Source organism: Citrobacter freundii complex sp. 2024EL-00216, assembly GCF_043945515.1.
GTDB classification, from domain to species: Bacteria; Pseudomonadota; Gammaproteobacteria; order Enterobacterales; family Enterobacteriaceae; genus Citrobacter; species Citrobacter portucalensis.
Window position 1 is genome coordinate 100456 of sequence record NZ_JBIMRA010000006.1, and the last position, 18949, is coordinate 119404.

Genomic DNA, 18949 nt, shown 5'->3' on the forward strand with positions numbered 1-18949 from the left:
TATATTCCGCGCATAAAAAAGGCCGCTTTCGCGGCCTTAAGATAGTGAATCTTTACTTCGCCTTATTTTCCAGATTCTCAACCTGCGGCAGGCCGGTTGCGGAAGAGGCGGTCAGCAGGCCAGACTGCGCATAGCCGAACAGCTTCTCGCGGGTATCGGTGATATCCAGATTACGCATGGTCAACTGACCGATACGGTCGTCCGGAGAGAATACGGAGTCGCCTTTTTCCATCGTCAGACGTTCTGGTTTGTACGTCAGATTGTCAGACACGGTGTTGAGGATTGAGTAGTCATTACCGCGACGCAGTTCCAGCGTCACTTCACCGGTAATCTGGCTGGCAACCCAACGCTGCAGACCGTCACGCAGCATCAGCGCCTGAGAGTCGAACCAGCGGCCCTGATACAGCAGACGACCCAGCTGGCGACCGTGCGCGTGATACTGCTCGATGGTATCCTCGTTGTGAATACCGGTCAGCAGACGCTCGTAGGCGATATGCAGCAATGCCATCCCCGGGGCTTCGTAGATGCCACGGCTCTTCGCTTCAATGATACGGTTTTCAATCTGATCGCTCATACCCAGACCGTGACGGCCGCCGATACGGTTGGCTTCCAGCATCATCTCAACGTCGTCGCTGAAGGTTTTACCGTTAAGAGCAACCGGATGACCCTGTTCAAAACGCACGGTCACTTCTTCTGCCGGGATCTTCACGCTCTCATCCCAGAACTTCACGCCCATAATCGGGTTGACGATTTTGACGCTGGAATTCAGGAATTCCAGATCTTTTGCTTCGTGAGTCGCACCGAGCATATTGGAGTCTGTTGAGTACGCTTTCTCAACGGACATTTTGTAGTCGAAACCACAGGCAATCATAAATTCGGACATCTCATGGCGACCGCCGAGTTCATCGATAAAATCGGTATCCAGCCATGGTTTGTAAATCTGCAGTTCGGCGTTGGTCAGCAGACCGTAACGATAGAAACGTTCAATATCGTTACCTTTATAGGTGCTACCGTCACCCCAGATGTTTACACCATCTTCTTTCATTGCGGCAACCAGCATGGTGCCGGTCACGGCGCGGCCCAACGGGGTGGTATTGAAATAGGTCAGTCCGCCAGTGGTGTTGTGGAATGCACCGCACTGAATGGCAGCGATCCCTTCGGCAACCAGCTGCTTACGGCAATCTACCAGGCGAGCATTCTCAGCACCATATTCCATTGCACGGCGAGGAATGGCGTCATAGTCATCCTCATCCGGCTGGCCCAAATTCGCAGTATATGCATATGGGACAGCCCCTTTTTGTCGCATCCACAGCAGTGCTGCACTGGTGTCCAGGCCGCCGGAAAAAGCGATACCAATACGTTGACCTACCGGGAGATGCTTGAGAATCGTCGTCATAAAATAAAACCCTGCTTGATAGACTGGTGAAGAGGTCGGCTTATTATACTAATTGCATTTTTATGCAAAATAAATGAGTTTTCATTTAATCATCTTTTCTGGATGACAGGAAGAGTTTAGTGATAATTTCGTTAAATAACGGCGTGGGCGGCATATTTATCTTGCTGGGCTAGCGCTGGGCAGCATTCATTGATTTGCATAGTCGTAACAAGGTTGACATAACGCATAGTGAATCAATATACTGTGCGCAGATTTTACGTCCCGTCTCGGTACCAAATCCCAGCAGTATTTGCATTTTTTACCCAAAACGAGTAAAATTTGCCACGTTTCAGGCGCGGGGTGGAGCAGCCTGGTAGCTCGTCGGGCTCATAACCCGAAGGTCGTCGGTTCAAATCCGGCCCCCGCAACCACTTTCCCTTAGAGTTCTTTTTCAAATATACTGTGAAGACTTAGGCCTTCGTAGCTGGATTTGAAAAAAATTCTTTCGGAAGGTTCTCCGAACCGCAGGTGCGGTTATAGGGTTCAGTTATCTAAAGCCCCGATTTATCGGGGTTTTTTGTTATCTGACTACAGAATAACTGGGCTTTAGGCCCTTTTTTTATGTCTTGGGGGTGGGCTTGTCCACATTAGAGCAAAAATTAACAGAGATGATTACAGCGCCAGTTGAAGCCCTGGGCTACGAACTGGTCGGCATCGAATTTATTCGTGGTCGCACATCCACACTGCGCATCTATATTGATAGTGAAGATGGCATCAATGTTGATGATTGTGCTGATGTGAGCCATCAGGTAAGCGCCGTGATGGATGTCGAAGACCCAATCACCGTTGCCTATAACCTGGAAGTCTCCTCTCCGGGTCTCGACCGTCCTCTGTTCACAGCTGAACACTACGTGCGTTTCCTGGGTGAAGAAGTCACGCTGGTTCTTCGTATGGCGGTACAAAACCGTCGTAAATGGCAGGGCGTTATCAAAGCGGTGGACGGTGAGATGATCACGGTCACAGTCGAAGGCAAAGATGAAGTGTTCGCGCTGAGTAATATCCAGAAGGCGAACCTGGTTCCCCACTTTTAACAGTCTGGATTGAGGTGAAAAGCCCGCGATGAACAAAGAAATTTTGGCTGTTGTTGAAGCCGTATCCAACGAAAAAGCGCTGCCACGCGAGAAAATTTTTGAAGCGCTGGAAAGTGCGCTGGCTACAGCAACAAAGAAAAAATATGAGCAAGAGATCGACGTTCGCGTAGAAATCGATCGTAAAAGCGGTGATTTCGATACCTTCCGTCGTTGGGTAATCGTAGAAGAAGTTACTCAGCCGACCAAAGAAATTACGCTGGAAGCGGCACGCTTCGAAGACGAAAGTCTGAACGTGGGCGAATATGTTGAAGATCAGATTGAATCTGTCACCTTTGACCGTATCACTACCCAGACCGCGAAGCAGGTTATCGTACAGAAAGTACGTGAAGCTGAACGCGCAATGGTTGTTGATCAGTTCCGCGAACATGAAGGCGAAATCGTCACCGGTGTGGTGAAGAAAGTAAACCGCGACAACATTTCACTGGATCTGGGCAGCAATGCTGAAGCTGTGATCCTGCGTGAAGACATGCTGCCGCGTGAAAACTTCCGTCCTGGTGACCGTATTCGTGGTGTTCTGTACTCAGTTCGCCCGGAAGCGCGCGGTGCACAGCTGTTCGTAACCCGTTCCAAGCCGGAAATGCTGATTGAGCTGTTCCGCATTGAAGTGCCGGAAATCGGCGAAGAAGTTATCGAAATTAAAGCGGCTGCTCGCGATCCGGGATCGCGTGCGAAAATCGCCGTTAAGACCAACGACAAGCGTATTGATCCGGTCGGCGCCTGTGTTGGTATGCGCGGTGCGCGCGTTCAGGCGGTTTCTACCGAACTGGGCGGCGAGCGTATCGATATCGTCCTGTGGGATGATAACCCGGCGCAGTTCGTGATTAACGCAATGGCACCAGCAGACGTCGCTTCTATCGTGGTGGATGAAGACAAACACACCATGGATATCGCGGTTGAAGCCGGTAACCTGGCTCAGGCGATTGGACGTAATGGTCAGAACGTCCGCCTGGCTTCACAACTGAGCGGTTGGGAACTCAACGTGATGACCGTTGATGACCTGCAAGCGAAGCATCAGGCTGAAGCACATGCAGCCATCGATACCTTCACCAAATATCTCGATATCGATGAAGATTTCGCGACCGTTCTGGTGGAAGAAGGTTTTGCGACGCTGGAAGAACTGGCCTACGTGCCAATGAAAGAACTGCTGGAAATTGACGGCCTGGATGAACAGACCGTTGAAGCGCTGCGCGAGCGTGCTAAAAACGCACTGACCACTCTGGCACTGGCCCAGGAAGAAAGCCTCGGTGATAACAAACCGGCTGACGATCTGCTGAATCTGGAAGGATTGGATCGTGAGATGGCCTTCAAACTGGCGGCCCGTGGTGTTTGTACGCTGGAAGATCTCGCTGAACAGGGCATTGATGATCTGGCTGATATCGAAGGGTTGACCGACGAAAAAGCCGGTGAGCTGATTATGGCTGCCCGTAATATTTGCTGGTTCGGCGACGAAGCGTAATAAACTGTAGCAGGAAGGAACAGTATGACAGATGTAACCGTAAAAACGCTGGCTGCAGAGATACAGACTTCCGTAGATCGCCTGGTACAGCAATTTGCTGATGCCGGTATCCCGAAGTCTGCTGACGACTCTGTGTCCGCACAAGAGAAACAAACCTTACTGGCGCATTTGAACCGTGAAAACGGCTCAGCGCCGGATAAGTTGACATTGCAGCGTAAAACGCGCAGTACTCTCAATATTCCAGGTACCGGTGGAAAAAGCAAATCGGTACAAATCGAAGTCCGCAAGACACGCACCTTTGTGAAACGCGATCCGCAAGAGGCTGAACGCCTTGCCGCGGAAGAGCAGGCGCAGCGTGAAGCGGAAGAGCAAGCCCGTCGTGAGGCAGAAGAAGCTGCCAAACGCGAGGCGCAACAAAAAGCCGAACGTGAGGCCGCAGAACAAGCTAAGCGTGAAGCCGCTGATAAAGCGAAACGTGAAGCTGCGGAAAAAGACAAAGTGAGCAATCAACAGACCGACGATATGACTAAAACCGCCCAGGCCGAAAAAGCCCGCCGTGAAAATGAAGCCGCAGAACTGAAGCGTAAAGCGGAAGAAGAAGCACGTCGCAAGCTTGAAGAAGAAGCGCGCCGCGTAGCGGAAGAAGCTCGCCGTATGGCGGAAGAAAACGAGAAAAATGGTGTGAATAACGCTGAACCTGTCGAAGACACCAGTGATTATCACGTCACCACCTCTCAGCATGCTCGCCAGGCTGAAGACGAGAACGATCGTGAAGTTGAAGGCGGTCGTGGTCGTACTCGCAGCACTAAAGCCGCGCGTCCGGCGAAGAAAGGCAATAAACACGCTGAATCTAAAGCTGACCGTGAAGAAGCACGTGCAGCGGTTCGCGGTGGTAAAGGCGGCAAGCAGCGTAAAGGTTCCGCTCTGCAGCAGGGCTTCCAGAAGCCAGCTCAGGCTGTTAACCGTGACGTTGTGATCGGCGAAACCATCACCGTTGGCGATCTGGCGAACAAGATGGCGGTTAAAGGCTCTCAGGTCATCAAAGCGATGATGAAGCTGGGCGCAATGGCGACCATCAACCAGGTCATCGACCAGGAAACCGCACAGCTGGTTGCCGAAGAGATGGGCCACAAAGTTATCCTGCGTCGTGAAAACGAGCTGGAAGAAGCAGTAATGAGCGACCGTGACACCGGCGCTGCGGCTGAACCGCGCGCACCGGTAGTGACCATCATGGGTCACGTTGACCACGGTAAAACGTCTCTGCTGGACTACATTCGTTCAACGAAAGTGGCCTCTGGCGAAGCGGGCGGCATTACTCAGCACATCGGTGCGTACCACGTTGAAACTGACAACGGTATGATCACCTTCCTGGACACCCCGGGTCACGCCGCGTTTACCTCCATGCGTGCTCGTGGTGCTCAGGCGACGGATATCGTTGTTCTGGTTGTTGCAGCAGACGACGGCGTGATGCCGCAGACTATCGAAGCTATCCAGCACGCGAAAGCGGCAGGTGTGCCGGTAGTTGTTGCAGTCAACAAAATCGATAAACCGGAAGCGGATCCAGATCGCGTTAAAAACGAACTGTCCCAGTACGGCATCATGCCGGAAGAGTGGGGCGGCGAGAGCCAGTTCGTTCACGTTTCTGCGAAAGCGGGTACCGGTATCGACGAACTGCTGGATGCTATCCTGCTGCAGGCCGAAGTACTGGAACTGAAAGCTATCCGTAAAGGTATGGCGAGCGGTGCGGTTATCGAATCCTTCCTGGATAAAGGTCGTGGCCCGGTCGCTACCGTCCTGGTTCGCGAAGGTACCCTGAACAAGGGCGATATCGTTCTGTGTGGCTTCGAATATGGCCGCGTTCGTGCGATGCGTAACGAACTGGGTCAGGAAGTACTGGAAGCCGGTCCGTCCATTCCGGTGGAAATCCTCGGTCTGTCCGGTGTTCCGGCTGCCGGTGATGAAGTGACCGTCGTTCGTGACGAGAAGAAAGCGCGTGAAGTTGCACTGTACCGTCAGGGCAAATTCCGTGAAGTTAAACTGGCTCGTCAGCAGAAATCTAAACTTGAGAACATGTTCGCCAACATGACCGAAGGCGAAGTTCACGAAGTGAACATCGTGCTGAAGGCTGACGTACAGGGTTCTGTAGAAGCGATTTCCGACTCTTTACTGAAACTGTCTACCGACGAAGTAAAAGTGAAGATCATCGGTTCTGGCGTAGGTGGTATCACCGAAACCGACGCGACCCTGGCTGCGGCATCCAACGCGATTCTGGTTGGCTTCAACGTACGTGCTGATGCCTCTGCACGTAAAGTTATCGAATCAGAAAGCCTGGATCTGCGTTACTACTCCGTCATCTATCATCTGATCGACGAAGTGAAAGCAGCGATGAGCGGCATGCTGTCTCCGGAACTGAAACAGCAGATCATTGGTCTGGCTGAAGTTCGTGATGTGTTCAAATCACCGAAATTCGGCGCTATCGCAGGCTGTATGGTTACCGAAGGCACGATTAAACGTCACAACCCAATCCGCGTACTGCGCGACAACGTGGTTATCTATGAAGGCGAGCTGGAATCCCTGCGCCGCTTCAAAGATGACGTCAACGAAGTCCGTAACGGTATGGAATGTGGTATCGGCGTTAAGAACTACAACGACGTTCGCGTTGGCGATATGATCGAAGTGTTCGAGATCATCGAGATCAAACGTACAATTGCTTAAGGTTGTTCGGGTGTAGGCCGGATAAGGCGTTTACGCCGACATCCGGCAATGTAATGCCTGATGGCGCTACGCTTATCAGGCCTACAGCCTAATCACCGAATTATTTTCAAAAGGGGCTGAATGCCCCTTTTTTGTCTGGAGAATTTATTATGGCGAAAGAATTTGGTCGCCCGCAGCGTGTCGCGCAGGAGATGCAGAAAGAAATCGCACTCATCCTGCAACGCGAAATCAAAGACCCGCGTGTTGGCATGATGACCACCGTATCGGGTGTTGAGATGTCCCGTGATCTGGCATATGCCAAAGTATTCGTGACTTTCCTCAACGATCAGGACGAAGCTGCCGTGAAAAACGGCATTAAGGCACTGCAGGAAGCCTCTGGTTTTATCCGCTCTCTGCTGGGTAAAGCAATGCGTCTGCGTATCGTGCCTGAGCTGACCTTCTTCTACGACAACTCGTTGGTTGAAGGGATGCGCATGTCCAACCTGGTGACCAGCGTGGTGAAACATGACGATGAGCGTCGTGTGAACCCAGCGGACGACAGCAAGGAGGACTGATGAGTCGTCCTCGTCGTCGTGGTCGCGATATTCATGGTGTCCTGCTGCTGGATAAGCCGCAGGGCATGTCCAGCAATGACGTGCTGCAAAAAGTAAAGCGCATCTACAATGCCAACCGCGCGGGACATACCGGCGCGTTGGATCCGCTGGCGACAGGTATGCTGCCTATCTGCCTTGGTGAAGCGACAAAGTTTTCACAGTATTTGCTGGATTCTGACAAACGCTATCGCGTGGTTGCCCGTCTGGGCCAGCGTACTGACACTTCCGATGCCGATGGGCAGATCGTGCAGGAGCGTCCGGTAACCTTCACCGCAGAACAACTGGCGAGCGCGCTGGAGACTTTCCGCGGCGATATCGAGCAGATTCCGTCGATGTATTCGGCGCTGAAGTATCAGGGTAAGAAGCTGTACGAATATGCGCGTCAGGGCATTGAAGTGCCGCGTGAAGCGCGCCCGATTACCGTCTATGAGCTGCTGTTTATCCGTCACGAGGGTAACGAACTGGAGCTGGAAGTTCACTGCTCCAAAGGCACCTATATTCGTACCATCGTTGACGATCTCGGTGAGAAGCTGGGCTGCGGCGCGCACGTAACGTATCTGCGTCGTCTGACGGTCAGCAAGTATCCGGTGGATCGTATGGTCACGCTGGAACACCTGCGTGAGCTGGTCGAACAGGCAGAACAGCAGAACATTCCGGCGGCTCAACTGCTTGATCCTTTGCTGATGCCAATGGACAGTCCGGCATCGGACTATCCTGTTGTTAATTTGCCTTTAACATCGTCGGTTTACTTTAAAAATGGTAATCCGGTACGGACGACAGGCGACCCGCTGGAAGGGCTGGTACGTGTGACGGAAGGCGATGACGACAAGTTTATTGGCATGGGGGAGATGGACGATGAAGGTCGTGTCGCCCCCCGCCGCCTGGTGGTTGAGTATCCTGCATAGCGCTCTCTGTCTTGCGATAAAAGGGCGCTGCGAGTAGAATACTGCCGCTTAACGTCGCGTGAATTGTTTAACAATCTGCGTGGCGTATACACAAAATCATTCGAGCTGCATCAAGGCGGCAAGTCTGAGGATCCTCAGGAGATTACTTAGGTAAGTGACTGAGGTGAGCGGACGCAGCCAACGCAGAGCCAGTTTGAAGGATAAAGTGTATACACTGGGATAGCTGAATTAGAGATCGGCATCCTTTCATTCTTATCACTTTGGAGTTTTAAAATGTCTCTAAGTACTGAAGCTACCGCTAAAATCGTTTCTGAGTTTGGTCGTGATGCAAACGACACCGGTTCTACCGATGTTCAGGTTGCTCTGTTGACTGCACAGATTAACCACCTGCAGGGCCACTTTGCAGAGCACAAAAAAGATCACCACAGCCGTCGTGGTCTGCTGCGCATGGTTTCTCAGCGTCGTAAACTGCTCGACTACCTGAAACGTAAAGATGTTGCACGTTACACCGCGCTGATCGAGCGTCTGGGCCTGCGTCGCTAATTCTTTCGAGTTTCAGAAAGAGGGGGCCTTCATGGCCCCTTTTTTCCAGCAGATGGCAGCAATTCGCTGGAAACTAATGTATTGTTGCTATGAATGATCTTCCGTTGCAGAGGTTCGCGCGGCTAATGAGAGGCTTTACTCATGCTTATGGGTTAGGGTTGTCATTAGTCGCGAGGATGCGCAGAAGATCGGGTATTAACGATGGCGCAAAAATGTGCCGTCAAAAAATAGAGAAAGGATATTATTTTGCTTAATCCGATCGTTCGTAAATTCCAGTACGGTCAGCATACCGTTACGCTGGAAACCGGCATGATGGCGCGTCAGGCGACTGCCGCTGTTATGGTTAGCATGGATGACACCGCGGTATTCGTTACCGTTGTTGGCCAGAAAAAAGCGAAACCAGGCCAGGACTTTTTCCCGCTGACCGTTAACTATCAGGAGCGTACCTACGCTGCTGGCCGTATCCCGGGTAGCTTCTTCCGTCGTGAAGGCCGTCCGAGCGAAGGCGAAACCCTGATCGCGCGTCTGATTGACCGCCCGGTTCGCCCGCTGTTCCCGGAAGGCTTCGTTAACGAAGTTCAGGTTATCGCGACCGTTGTTTCCGTTAACCCGCAGGTTAACCCGGACATCGTGGCAATGATTGGTGCATCTGCTGCGCTGACTCTGTCTGGTATCCCATTCAACGGCCCGATCGGTGCTGCACGTGTTGGTTACATCAATGACCAGTACGTACTGAACCCGACTCAGGACGAACTGAAAGAAAGCAAGCTGGACCTGGTTGTTGCAGGTACTGAAGCAGCCGTACTGATGGTTGAATCCGAAGCTGAACTGCTGAGCGAAGATCAGATGCTGGGCGCTGTTGTGTTCGGCCACGAACAGCAGCAGGTTGTGATTCAGGCGATCAACGAGCTGGCGAAAGAAGCTGGCAAACCGCGTTGGGACTGGCAGCCAGAAGCCGTCAACGAAGCGCTGAACGCACGCGTTGCCGCACTGGCAGAAGCTCGCCTGAGCGATGCTTACCGTATCACTGACAAACAAGAGCGTTATGCTCAGGTTGACGTGATCAAATCTGAAACCATCGCGACTCTGGTGGCTGAAGACGAAACCCTGGACGCTAACGAACTGGGTGAAATCCTGCACGCTATCGAGAAAAACGTTGTTCGTAGCCGCGTACTGGCAGGCGAGCCGCGCATCGATGGCCGTGAAAAAGACATGATCCGTGGCCTGGACGTGCGTACTGGCGTTCTGCCTCGTACCCACGGTTCCGCACTGTTCACCCGTGGCGAAACTCAGGCGCTGGTTACTGCGACCCTGGGCACCACGCGTGATGCGCAGAACCTCGACGAACTGATGGGCGAGCGTACTGACAACTTCCTGTTCCACTACAACTTCCCTCCGTACTGCGTAGGTGAAACCGGTATGGTCGGTTCTCCGAAGCGTCGTGAGATTGGTCATGGCCGTCTGGCTAAGCGTGGCGTACTGGCAGTAATGCCGGAACTGGATAAATTCCCGTACACCGTGCGTGTGGTTTCTGAAATCACCGAATCTAACGGTTCTTCTTCCATGGCTTCCGTATGTGGTGCTTCCCTGGCGCTGATGGACGCAGGCGTGCCGATCAAAGCAGCCGTTGCGGGTATCGCGATGGGTCTGGTGAAAGAAGGCGACAACTTTGTTGTTCTGTCTGACATTCTGGGCGACGAAGACCACCTGGGCGATATGGACTTCAAAGTGGCGGGTTCCCGCGACGGTATCTCTGCACTGCAGATGGATATCAAAATTGAAGGTATCACCAAAGAAATCATGCAGGTTGCTCTGAACCAGGCTAAAGGTGCGCGTCTGCACATCCTGGGTGTGATGGAACAAGCGATCAACGCTCCGCGTGGCGATATTTCTCAGTTCGCTCCGCGTATCCACACTATCAAGATCAGCCCGGACAAGATCAAAGACGTTATCGGTAAAGGCGGTTCTGTTATCCGTGCTCTGACCGAAGAAACCGGCACCACCATTGAAATCGAAGATGATGGCACCGTGAAGATTGCTGCGACCGACGGTGAGAAAGCGAAATATGCTATCCGTCGTATCGAAGAGATCACCGCAGAGATCGAAGTAGGCCGTATCTACAATGGTAAAGTGACCCGTATCGTTGACTTTGGCGCATTCGTTGCCATCGGTGGCGGTAAAGAAGGTCTGGTACACATCTCTCAGATCGCTGATAAGCGCGTTGAGAAAGTGACCGACTACCTGCAGATGGGCCAGGAAGTACCGGTCAAAGTTCTGGAAGTTGATCGCCAGGGCCGTGTGCGTCTGAGCATTAAAGAAGCAACTGAGCAGTCTCAGCCTGCAGGCGAACCGGAAGCTCCGGCAAGCCAGGGCGAGTAAGGTTGCCATTGCCCTCCGTGAAAGCGGAGGGCCTTTAACCCGGCAGGATGCCTTGTTAGCAACCGGGGAACCTGGACGTTCATTCAATCGTTGTCTTCGGGAGTGGGAAATGAAGCCTTTTTTGCGCTGGTGTTTCGTTGCGACAGCACTCACGCTGGCTGGATGCAGTAATTCCGCCTGGCGAAAGAGTGAAGTCCTCGCAGTACCATTGCAACCGACTTTGCAGCAGGAAGTGATTCTGGCACGTATGGAACAAATTCTTGCCAGTCGGGCTTTAACCGATGACGAACGCGCACAGCTTTTATATGAGCGCGGAGTGTTGTATGATAGTCTCGGTCTGAGGGCATTGGCGCGAAATGATTTTTCACAAGCGCTGGCAATCCGACCAGATATGCCTGAAGTATTCAATTACTTAGGTATATATTTAACGCAGGCAGGCAATTTTGATGCTGCCTATGAAGCGTTTGATTCTGTACTTGAGCTTGATCCAACTTACAACTACGCGCACTTAAATCGCGGTATCGCATTGTATTACGGCGGTCGCGACAAGTTAGCGCAAGATGATCTGCTAGCGTTTTATCAAGACGATCCCAATGATCCTTTCCGTAGTCTGTGGCTTTATCTTGCCGAGCAGAAGCTCGATGAGAAGCAGGCTAAAGAAGCGTTGAAGCAACGCTTTGAGAAATCGGATAAAGAGCAATGGGGATGGAACATTGTCGAGTTCTACCTGGGCAACATTAGCGAAGCAACGCTGATGGAACGCCTGAAGGCGGACGCAACGGATAACACCTCGCTCGCTGAGCATCTCAGTGAAACCAACTTCTATTTAGGTAAGTACTACCTAAGTCTGGGGGATTTGGACAACGCTACGGCATTGTTCAAACTGGCGGTGGCTAACAACGTTCATAACTTTGTTGAGCACCGATACGCATTGTTGGAATTATCGCTCCTGGGCCAGGACCAAGATGACCTGGCAGAATCGGACCAGCAATAGCTGACGTACACATCAGCCCGTAATCTTTTTTGATTGCCATCACCTTCACGGGTGAGGGCGTTGTTGTTCGTTAATACACCTACTTTGAGCCGGTTCACACTTTTCAATGAAAATTGCAGATCAATTTCATGATGAGTTATGTAGACTGGCCGCCATTAATTTTGAGGCACACGTACTACATGGCTGAATTCGAAACCACTTTTGCAGATCTGGGCCTGAAGGCTCCTATCCTTGAAGCCCTTAACGATCTGGGTTACGAAAAACCATCTCCAATCCAGGCAGAGTGCATTCCGCATCTGCTGGGCGGCCGCGATGTTCTGGGTATGGCCCAGACAGGTAGCGGCAAAACTGCAGCGTTCTCTTTACCGCTGCTCAACAATCTTGATCCTGAGCTGAAGGCACCTCAGATTCTGGTGCTGGCACCGACCCGCGAACTGGCGGTTCAGGTAGCAGAAGCCATGACGGATTTCTCTAAACACATGCGCGGCGTGAACGTGGTTGCCCTGTACGGCGGTCAGCGTTATGACGTGCAATTACGTGCCCTGCGTCAGGGGCCACAGATCGTCGTCGGTACGCCGGGTCGTCTGCTGGATCACCTGAAGCGCGGTACTCTGGACCTTTCCAAACTGAGCGGTCTGGTACTGGACGAAGCTGACGAAATGCTGCGTATGGGCTTCATCGAAGACGTTGAAACCATCATGGCGCAGATCCCGGAAGGTCATCAGACCGCTCTGTTCTCTGCAACCATGCCGGAAGCGATTCGTCGTATTACCCGCCGCTTTATGAAAGAGCCGCAGGAAGTACGTATTCAGTCCAGCGTTACTACCCGTCCTGACATCAGCCAGAGCTACTGGACTGTGTGGGGCATGCGTAAAAATGAAGCGCTGGTGCGTTTCCTGGAAGCAGAAGACTTTGATGCGGCGATTATCTTCGTACGTACCAAAAATGCGACCCTGGAAGTAGCAGAAGCGCTGGAGCGTAGCGGTTATAGCAGCGCTGCACTGAACGGCGACATGAACCAGTCCCTGCGTGAGCAGACTCTGGAGCGTCTGAAAGATGGCCGTCTGGATATTCTGATTGCAACCGACGTTGCGGCCCGTGGCCTGGACGTTGAGCGTATCAGTCTGGTTGTTAACTACGACATCCCGATGGATTCCGAGTCTTACGTTCACCGTATCGGCCGTACCGGTCGTGCGGGTCGTGCGGGTCGTGCGCTGCTGTTCGTTGAGAACCGCGAGCGTCGTCTGCTGCGTAACATCGAACGCACCATGAAGCTGACTATTCCGGAAGTAGAACTGCCGAACGCAGATCTGCTGGGCAAACGCCGTCTGGAAAAATTCGCCGCTAAAGTACAGCAGCAGCTGGAAAGCAGCGATCTGGATCAGTACCGTGCTCTGCTGGCGAAAATGCAGCCGGAAGAAGAACTGGATATCGAAACGCTGGCAGCTGCACTGCTGAAAATGGCTCAGGGCGAACGTCCTCTGATCCTGCCGCCAGATGCGCCGATGCGTCCGAAACGCGAATTCCGCGACCGTGATGACCGTGGTTCGCGTGACCGTAACGATCGTGGCCCTCGTGACCGTAATGACCGTGGTGGTGAAGACCGTCCGCGTCGTGAACGTCGTGACGTTGGTGACATGCAGCTGTACCGCATTGAAGTGGGCCGTGATGACGGTGTTGAAGTTCGTCATATCGTTGGTGCGATTGCTAACGAAGGTGATATCAGCAGCCGTTACATCGGTAACATCAAGCTGTTTGCTTCCCACTCCACCATCGAACTGCCGAAAGGTATGCCGGGCGACGTGCTGCAGCACTTTACCCGTACTCGCATCCTGAACAAGCCGATGAACATGCAGCTGGTTGGCGATGCAGTTCCGCACACCGGTGGTGAGCGTCGTGGCGGTGGTCGTTTCAGCGGTGAGCGTCGTGAAGGCGGTCGCGGTGAAGGTCGTAACTTTAGCGGCGAACGTCGTGAAGGCGGTCGTGGCGATGGTCGTCGTTTCAGCGGCGAACGTCGTGAAGGCAACCGCGGTCCGCGTCGTGACGATTCTTCTGCTCCGCGTCGTGATGACTCTGCTGGTCGTCGTCGTTTCGGCGGTGATGCATAAGCCTTTTAGCTTTATAGCTGTAAAGTAAAATATACGGCCCCGATCTCAACAATCGGGGCTTTTTTTATTTCAATTGTACTCGTGTACTGGTACAGTGCAGCACATTGAGATGTAGTCACAATATAAATGACTGGAGAGATGGCTAAATGGCAACACTAACCACCACCCAAACGTCACCTTCGCTGCTCGGCGGCGTGGTGATCATCGGCGGCACCATTATTGGCGCGGGGATGTTTTCTCTGCCAGTGGTCATGTCCGGGGCGTGGTTCTTCTGGTCAATGGCGGCGCTGATCTTTACCTGGTTCTGCATGCTGCACTCCGGGCTGATGATCCTTGAAGCTAACCTCAATTACCGCATTGGCTCCAGTTTCGACACCATTACCAAAGATCTGCTGGGCAAAGGCTGGAACGTGGTGAACGGCATCTCGATTGCTTTCGTTCTCTATATTCTGACCTACGCGTATATCTCGGCGAGCGGGTCGATCCTGCATCACACCTTCTCCGAGATGTCGTTGAACGTTCCGGCGCGTGCGGCAGGTCTTGGCTTTGCGTTACTGGTGGCGTTTGTGGTGTGGTTAAGTACCAAAGCGGTGAGCCGCATGACGGCAATTGTGCTGGGCGCGAAGGTGATTACCTTTTTCCTGACCTTCGGCAGCTTATTGGGACACGTTCAGCCCACAACGTTGTTTAACGTGGCGGAAAGCAATGCTTCGTATACGCCGTACCTGCTGATGACGCTACCGTTCTGTCTGGCCTCATTCGGCTATCACGGCAACGTCCCGAGCCTGATGAAGTACTACGGCAAAGATCCGAAGACCATCGTTAAGTGTCTGGTGTACGGCACGCTGCTGGCGCTGGTGCTGTATACCGTGTGGTTGCTGGGGACGATGGGTAACATTCCGCGTCCGGAGTTTATCGGTATTGCGCAGCAGGGCGGTAACATAGATGTGCTGGTACAGGCGCTGAGCGGTGTACTAAACAGCCGCAGTCTGGATCTGCTGCTGGTGGTGTTCTCCAACTTTGCGGTGGCGAGTTCATTCCTCGGCGTTACGCTCGGTCTGTTTGACTATCTGGCGGATCTGTTTGGCTTTGATGACTCGGCAATGGGACGTTTCAAAACGGCATTGCTGACGTTTGTCCCGCCAATTATCGGTGGCTTGCTGTGGCCGAACGGTTTTCTGTACGCCATTGGCTATGCAGGACTCGCGGCAACCATCTGGGCCGCCATTGTTCCGGCGCTGCTGGCACGTAAATCCCGCGAGCGTTTCGGTAGCCCGAAATTCCGTGTCTGGGGCGGCAAGCCGATGATTGCGCTGATCCTGGTATTCGGTATCGGCAACGCGGTTATCCATATTCTCTCGAGCGTGAATCTGTTGCCTGTTTATCAGTAACTTTGTTGTGCCGGATGGCGGCTGCGCCTTATCCGGCCTACAGGGTCAAGTAGGCCCGGTAAGCGAAGCGCCACCGGGCAAAACAACGCACTACCCCAATAATTCCTGCTTCACATCCATCGCCAAATCAAATGAATGTAGACGTGCCTGATGATCAAAAATCTGACCGTTAACCATAATCTCATCAGCCTGGGTTTCACGCAAAATGGCGTCGAGACCATGCCGCACTTTTGCCTTATCACCGACCAGCGACATGCTCAGCGCCTGTTGTACGCCGTACTGCTCAGAAGCGGACCACAGCTGATGCATATTCTCTACCGGCGGCGGTAGCTGGCCGGTTTCGCCACGACGCAGCTTCATAAATGCCTGCTGCATGGAGGTGAAAAGAAACTCGGCGTCGCGATTGCTGTCGGCGGCAATAATGTTGATGCACACCATCGCATACGGTTTTGCCAGCCGCGCCGAGGGTTTGAACTGGGTACGATACAAATGCAGCGCCTGATGCAGCATATCCGGGGCAAAGTGCGAGGCGAAGGCAAACGGCAGACCAAGCTGGGCCGCCAGTTGTGCGCTGTACAGGCTGGAGCCTAATAACCAGACCGGGATCTGCTCGCCGTAGCCGGGAACCGGGCGTACATGGGGATTAGGATCGCGGGCGTCGAACCAGTCCACCAGTTCAGCGACGTCGCGTGGGAAGTTATCGATATCACCGCTCATATGGCGGCGCAGTGCGCGCATGGTTGGTTGATCGCTGCCCGGTGCGCGACCAAGCCCGAGATCGATTCGTCCCGGATATAGCGTGTTCAGGGTACCGAACTGCTCGGCGATCACCAGCGGCGAATGGTTAGGCAACATCACGCCGCCAGACCCGAGATGCAGCGTGGTGGTATTGGCAGCCAGATAACCAATCAGCACTGAGGTTGCTGCGCTGGCGATGCCGGTCATGTTGTGATGTTCCGCCAGCCAGTAGCGGTGGTAGCCGCGTTTTTCGGCCAGTTGAGCGAGATCAAGCGAGTGTGTGAAGGCCTCTTTTGCCGAGGATCCTTCAGGGATCGGCGCCAGATCCAGCACCGAGAACGGAATAGTTTTGTCAGTCATAACGGCTCACTTTGTTACCGGTTAATCTTTTAATACTGCATTAAAGATTAGCGAATGTTGTTAACAAAGTGAGCTTTATACGGCGGGCACCGAATATAACATGCCCGATGGCGCTGCGCTTATCGGGCCTACGGGATCGCTATTTGTAGGCCCGATAAGGCATTTATGCCGCATCCGGCTAGGCCTGCAGCTCCAGTCCAGCCAGTCGCTTCCAGTAGCCGTTACAGTCACTGTGGGCGGCAAGCGGTAATGGAGCACTGCCATTTTCATTGGCGCGGAAGGCGTCGAGCATGGCGAATGTTTCAGTGCCTGAAGGGGACAGACGCACAATATCAACTAGCCCCTGCATCGATGTCAGTTCGTTGCCGAGGTTGTAAACATAGCCGCTCATGGTCTGGATCCCGTTGAGGACAAAGACCTGCTGATTCTCCTGCGACAGCACATCGCGCCCGTTCGGATATTTGATGCAGCAGGTTTCACACTCGTCTTTTGGACGGTCTTCAGAGCGCGCGGTAAAGCAGCGGGCAGAGTACGCCAGCGGCAGATGCCCGTAGCTCAGCACCTCAACTTCAAACTGATTGCGAATACCCAGCTCATCACACTGGTTGAGCAGGTTTGCCAGCCAGTCGCGGGAAAGCTCTACCGGCATACACCAGCGCACCATGCCTTGTTTGAGCAGGATACGCAGGGTAACCGCGTTGTAGCAGTTGAGCGCATGCCCGGCGACAAACGGCAGCTTACGCTCGGCGCACATGTTTACTACGCCGAGATCGCTGGCTTCCAGCAGAAAGTCACCGTTTTCGACATAGCGCTTCAGCTCTCCCAGTTCAGAAGAGGCCTGCACCAGCGCCAGTGTTGACAGCACAACCTGTTTACCGCTGCCAGCGAGCGATTTCGCCATATCGAGCCAGTCGCCCACTTTGGTGGCGCGGCGTTTACTGCATACCGCTTCGCCAAGATAGATAACGTCGGCCTGGCTTACGGCAGCCTGCTGATAAAAATCTTCCAGCGTTTCTTTCGGCCAGTACCACAGCACCGGCCCTAAGGAATATTTCATTGCTTCTCTCACTGCCATTTACGGTGATACGCGCCAAGCGTGGTCTGCGTGCCTTCGGACATAGAACCGAGCGTTTCCATCCACGCGGCCTGCGGGACGTAGTTTTGCGGGTCGGCCATACAGCGGTCGATCGCCTGACGCCACACTTTCGCCACCTGACTGACATAGGCCGGGCTGCGCTGACGACCTTCGATTTTCACCGAGGCAATATTGGCTGCCAGTAGTTCCGGCAGCAGCTCCAGCGTGTTCAGGCTGGTGGGTTCTTCCAGCGCATGGTAACGCTCGCCGTCAACCAGATAGCGGCCTTTGCATAGCGTCGGATAACCGGCGTTTTCCCCGTCCTGATAGCGGTCGATCAGCACTTCATTAAGACGGGATTCCAGCCCTTGTTGGGTCTGTTGCCAGCGGACAAAACGGGCAGGCGAGCAGGCACCAACCGTATTAGGAGACTCACCCGTCAGATAGGACGAAAGATAGCAACGGCCTTCCGCCATAATGCACAGGCTACCGAAGGCGAACACTTCCAGGGGAACTGGCGTGACGCGAGCGAGCTGCTTCACCTGATGAATAGACAGCACGCGCGGCAGCACCACGCGGGCGACGTCAAAGTTGCGATGATAGAAATTAATTGCCTCTTCATTGGTTGCAGATGCCTGAACAGAGACATGGCGCTCAATATGCGGGTAGCGCTCTGCGGCATACTCAAGCATGGCGAGGTCGGCAAGGATCAGCGCGTCTGCACCCAGTTGCGCTGCCATATCAACGGCACGTTGCCAGCGCGCGTAACCATCCGGGTGCGCAAAGGTGTTAATCGCAATGTGCAGCTTACGGCGGTGCTGATGGACAAAACTCACCGCTTCCTGCAATTTTTTCTCGGTAAAATTAAGGCCGGCGAAATGACGGGCGTTGGTATCATCTTTCAGCCCGATGTAGACAGCATCAGCGCCGTTCTCGATGGCCGCCTTAAGCGCCGGTAGGTTTCCGGCAGGGCAGAGCAGCTCCATAATTTATCCTGAACGTTGCGCCGTGATGGGCGCAGAAATGTTAACGAATGGGGATTTTAGTTAACCTTGCTGAGACAATTTTTGATTTGAGGCAGTTAAAGTCGTATTGGTGACACCAATAAAGAGGTAACAATTTCGCATCGAATTGTTGATTTATGCCGCTATGTCGTTTATTTGATA

At 53.3% G+C, this 18949-nt stretch carries 15 protein-coding genes and 1 tRNA gene; 12 read left to right on the forward strand and 4 right to left on the reverse strand.

What is annotated here, in order from left to right; translation table 11 throughout:
• Window positions 1–52 precede the first annotated feature (52 nt).
• Entirely contained in the window at window positions 53–1396 is a 1344-nt protein-coding gene (gene argG, locus ACHHZ7_RS09745; protein WP_005131837.1) for an argininosuccinate synthase, read from the reverse strand.
• Window positions 1397–1729: 333 nt separating this feature from the next.
• On the opposite strand from argG, the gene ACHHZ7_RS09750 reads away from it, so the two are divergent.
• The 12 genes from ACHHZ7_RS09750 (at window position 1730) to mtr (ending at window position 15610) form a co-directional block, all read left to right on the forward strand.
• A tRNA-Met gene (locus tag ACHHZ7_RS09750) sits at window positions 1730–1806 on the forward strand.
• A 207-nt stretch (window positions 1807–2013) separates the two neighbouring features.
• Window positions 2014–2466: a ribosome maturation factor RimP gene (gene rimP, locus ACHHZ7_RS09755; protein ID WP_003024996.1), complete on the forward strand. Its 453-nt coding sequence runs from the start codon at window positions 2014–2016 to the stop codon at window positions 2464–2466.
• Window positions 2467–2494: 28 nt separating this feature from the next.
• Window positions 2495–3982 (forward strand): transcription termination factor NusA, encoded by a 1488-nt coding sequence (nusA, locus tag ACHHZ7_RS09760; protein WP_003024992.1) that lies wholly within the window; start codon window positions 2495–2497, stop codon window positions 3980–3982.
• 24 nt (window positions 3983–4006) lie between these two features.
• Window positions 4007–6697: a translation initiation factor IF-2 gene (gene infB / locus ACHHZ7_RS09765; protein ID WP_032945099.1), complete on the forward strand. Its 2691-nt coding sequence runs from the start codon at window positions 4007–4009 to the stop codon at window positions 6695–6697.
• Window positions 6698–6846: 149 nt separating this feature from the next.
• The gene (rbfA, locus tag ACHHZ7_RS09770; protein WP_003024988.1) at window positions 6847–7251 is read left to right on the forward strand and encodes a 30S ribosome-binding factor RbfA; all 405 of its coding nucleotides are present in this window, start codon (window positions 6847–6849) and stop codon (window positions 7249–7251) included.
• Entirely contained in the window at window positions 7251–8195 is a 945-nt protein-coding gene (gene truB / locus ACHHZ7_RS09775; protein ID WP_060683135.1) for a tRNA pseudouridine(55) synthase TruB, read from the forward strand. Before rbfA ends, truB begins: the two co-directional genes overlap by 1 nt.
• 273 nt (window positions 8196–8468) lie before the next feature.
• Window positions 8469–8738 carry a 30S ribosomal protein S15 gene (gene rpsO, locus ACHHZ7_RS09780; RefSeq protein WP_000059465.1) on the forward strand — a complete coding sequence of 90 codons (270 nt, stop codon included), beginning with the start codon at window positions 8469–8471 and terminating at the stop codon, window positions 8736–8738.
• A gap of 246 nt (window positions 8739–8984) precedes the next feature.
• Complete coding sequence (pnp, locus tag ACHHZ7_RS09785; RefSeq protein WP_008785911.1) at window positions 8985–11117, forward strand: polyribonucleotide nucleotidyltransferase; 2133 nt, start codon at window positions 8985–8987, stop codon at window positions 11115–11117.
• A 109-nt stretch (window positions 11118–11226) separates the two neighbouring features.
• Window positions 11227–12111, forward strand: a complete 885-nt coding sequence (nlpI, locus tag ACHHZ7_RS09790; protein WP_003024982.1) for a lipoprotein NlpI — start codon at window positions 11227–11229, stop codon at window positions 12109–12111.
• Window positions 12112–12217: 106 nt separating this feature from the next.
• A complete protein-coding gene (yrbN, locus tag ACHHZ7_RS09795) occupies window positions 12218–12298 on the forward strand; it encodes a protein YrbN (protein WP_010723222.1) in 81 nt (26 codons plus the stop codon).
• On the forward strand, window positions 12291–14219 hold the full coding sequence (locus ACHHZ7_RS09800) for a DEAD/DEAH family ATP-dependent RNA helicase (RefSeq protein ID WP_057067629.1): 1929 nt from the start codon (window positions 12291–12293) through the stop codon (window positions 14217–14219). The genes yrbN and ACHHZ7_RS09800 overlap by 8 nt, the downstream gene beginning before the upstream one ends.
• Before the next feature lie 146 nt (window positions 14220–14365).
• On the forward strand, window positions 14366–15610 hold the full coding sequence (gene mtr / locus ACHHZ7_RS09805; protein ID WP_003828642.1) for a tryptophan permease: 1245 nt from the start codon (window positions 14366–14368) through the stop codon (window positions 15608–15610).
• Between the two features lie 90 nt (window positions 15611–15700).
• On the opposite strand, the gene ACHHZ7_RS09810 is transcribed toward mtr, so the two are convergent.
• From ACHHZ7_RS09810 to ACHHZ7_RS09820, 3 genes are all read right to left on the reverse strand, one after another.
• The gene (locus ACHHZ7_RS09810) at window positions 15701–16708 is read right to left on the reverse strand and encodes an LLM class flavin-dependent oxidoreductase (RefSeq protein WP_060683136.1); all 1008 of its coding nucleotides are present in this window, start codon (window positions 16706–16708) and stop codon (window positions 15701–15703) included.
• 178 nt (window positions 16709–16886) lie between these two features.
• Complete coding sequence (locus ACHHZ7_RS09815) at window positions 16887–17783, reverse strand: U32 family peptidase (protein ID WP_008785909.1); 897 nt, start codon at window positions 17781–17783, stop codon at window positions 16887–16889.
• Window positions 17774–18769 carry a peptidase U32 family protein gene (locus tag ACHHZ7_RS09820; protein ID WP_003024971.1) on the reverse strand — a complete coding sequence of 332 codons (996 nt, stop codon included), beginning with the start codon at window positions 18767–18769 and terminating at the stop codon, window positions 17774–17776. Before ACHHZ7_RS09820 ends, ACHHZ7_RS09815 begins: the two co-directional genes overlap by 10 nt.
• Between the last annotated feature and the right edge of the window lie 180 nt (window positions 18770–18949).

Excerpts from the sequence above, each read along its gene's own strand:
- yrbN (WP_010723222.1), top strand. The coding sequence starts at position 12,218 with ATGAAAATTGCAGATCAATTTCATGATGAGTTATGTAGACTGGCCGCC.
- ACHHZ7_RS09820 (WP_003024971.1), bottom strand. The coding sequence starts at position 18,769 with ATGGAGCTGCTCTGCCCTGCCGGAAACCTACCGGCGCTTAAGGCGGCC.
- ACHHZ7_RS09815 (WP_008785909.1), bottom strand. The coding sequence starts at position 17,783 with ATGGCAGTGAGAGAAGCAATGAAATATTCCTTAGGGCCGGTGCTGTGG.
- ACHHZ7_RS09810 (WP_060683136.1), bottom strand. The coding sequence starts at position 16,708 with ATGACTGACAAAACTATTCCGTTCTCGGTGCTGGATCTGGCGCCGATC.
- nlpI (WP_003024982.1), top strand. The coding sequence starts at position 11,227 with ATGAAGCCTTTTTTGCGCTGGTGTTTCGTTGCGACAGCACTCACGCTG.
- infB (WP_032945099.1), top strand. The coding sequence starts at position 4,007 with ATGACAGATGTAACCGTAAAAACGCTGGCTGCAGAGATACAGACTTCC.
- rbfA (WP_003024988.1), top strand. The coding sequence starts at position 6,847 with ATGGCGAAAGAATTTGGTCGCCCGCAGCGTGTCGCGCAGGAGATGCAG.
- mtr (WP_003828642.1), top strand. The coding sequence starts at position 14,366 with ATGGCAACACTAACCACCACCCAAACGTCACCTTCGCTGCTCGGCGGC.
- ACHHZ7_RS09800 (WP_057067629.1), top strand. The coding sequence starts at position 12,291 with ATGGCTGAATTCGAAACCACTTTTGCAGATCTGGGCCTGAAGGCTCCT.
- argG (WP_005131837.1), bottom strand. The coding sequence starts at position 1,396 with ATGACGACGATTCTCAAGCATCTCCCGGTAGGTCAACGTATTGGTATC.
- rpsO (WP_000059465.1), top strand. The coding sequence starts at position 8,469 with ATGTCTCTAAGTACTGAAGCTACCGCTAAAATCGTTTCTGAGTTTGGT.
- nusA (WP_003024992.1), top strand. The coding sequence starts at position 2,495 with ATGAACAAAGAAATTTTGGCTGTTGTTGAAGCCGTATCCAACGAAAAA.
- truB (WP_060683135.1), top strand. The coding sequence starts at position 7,251 with ATGAGTCGTCCTCGTCGTCGTGGTCGCGATATTCATGGTGTCCTGCTG.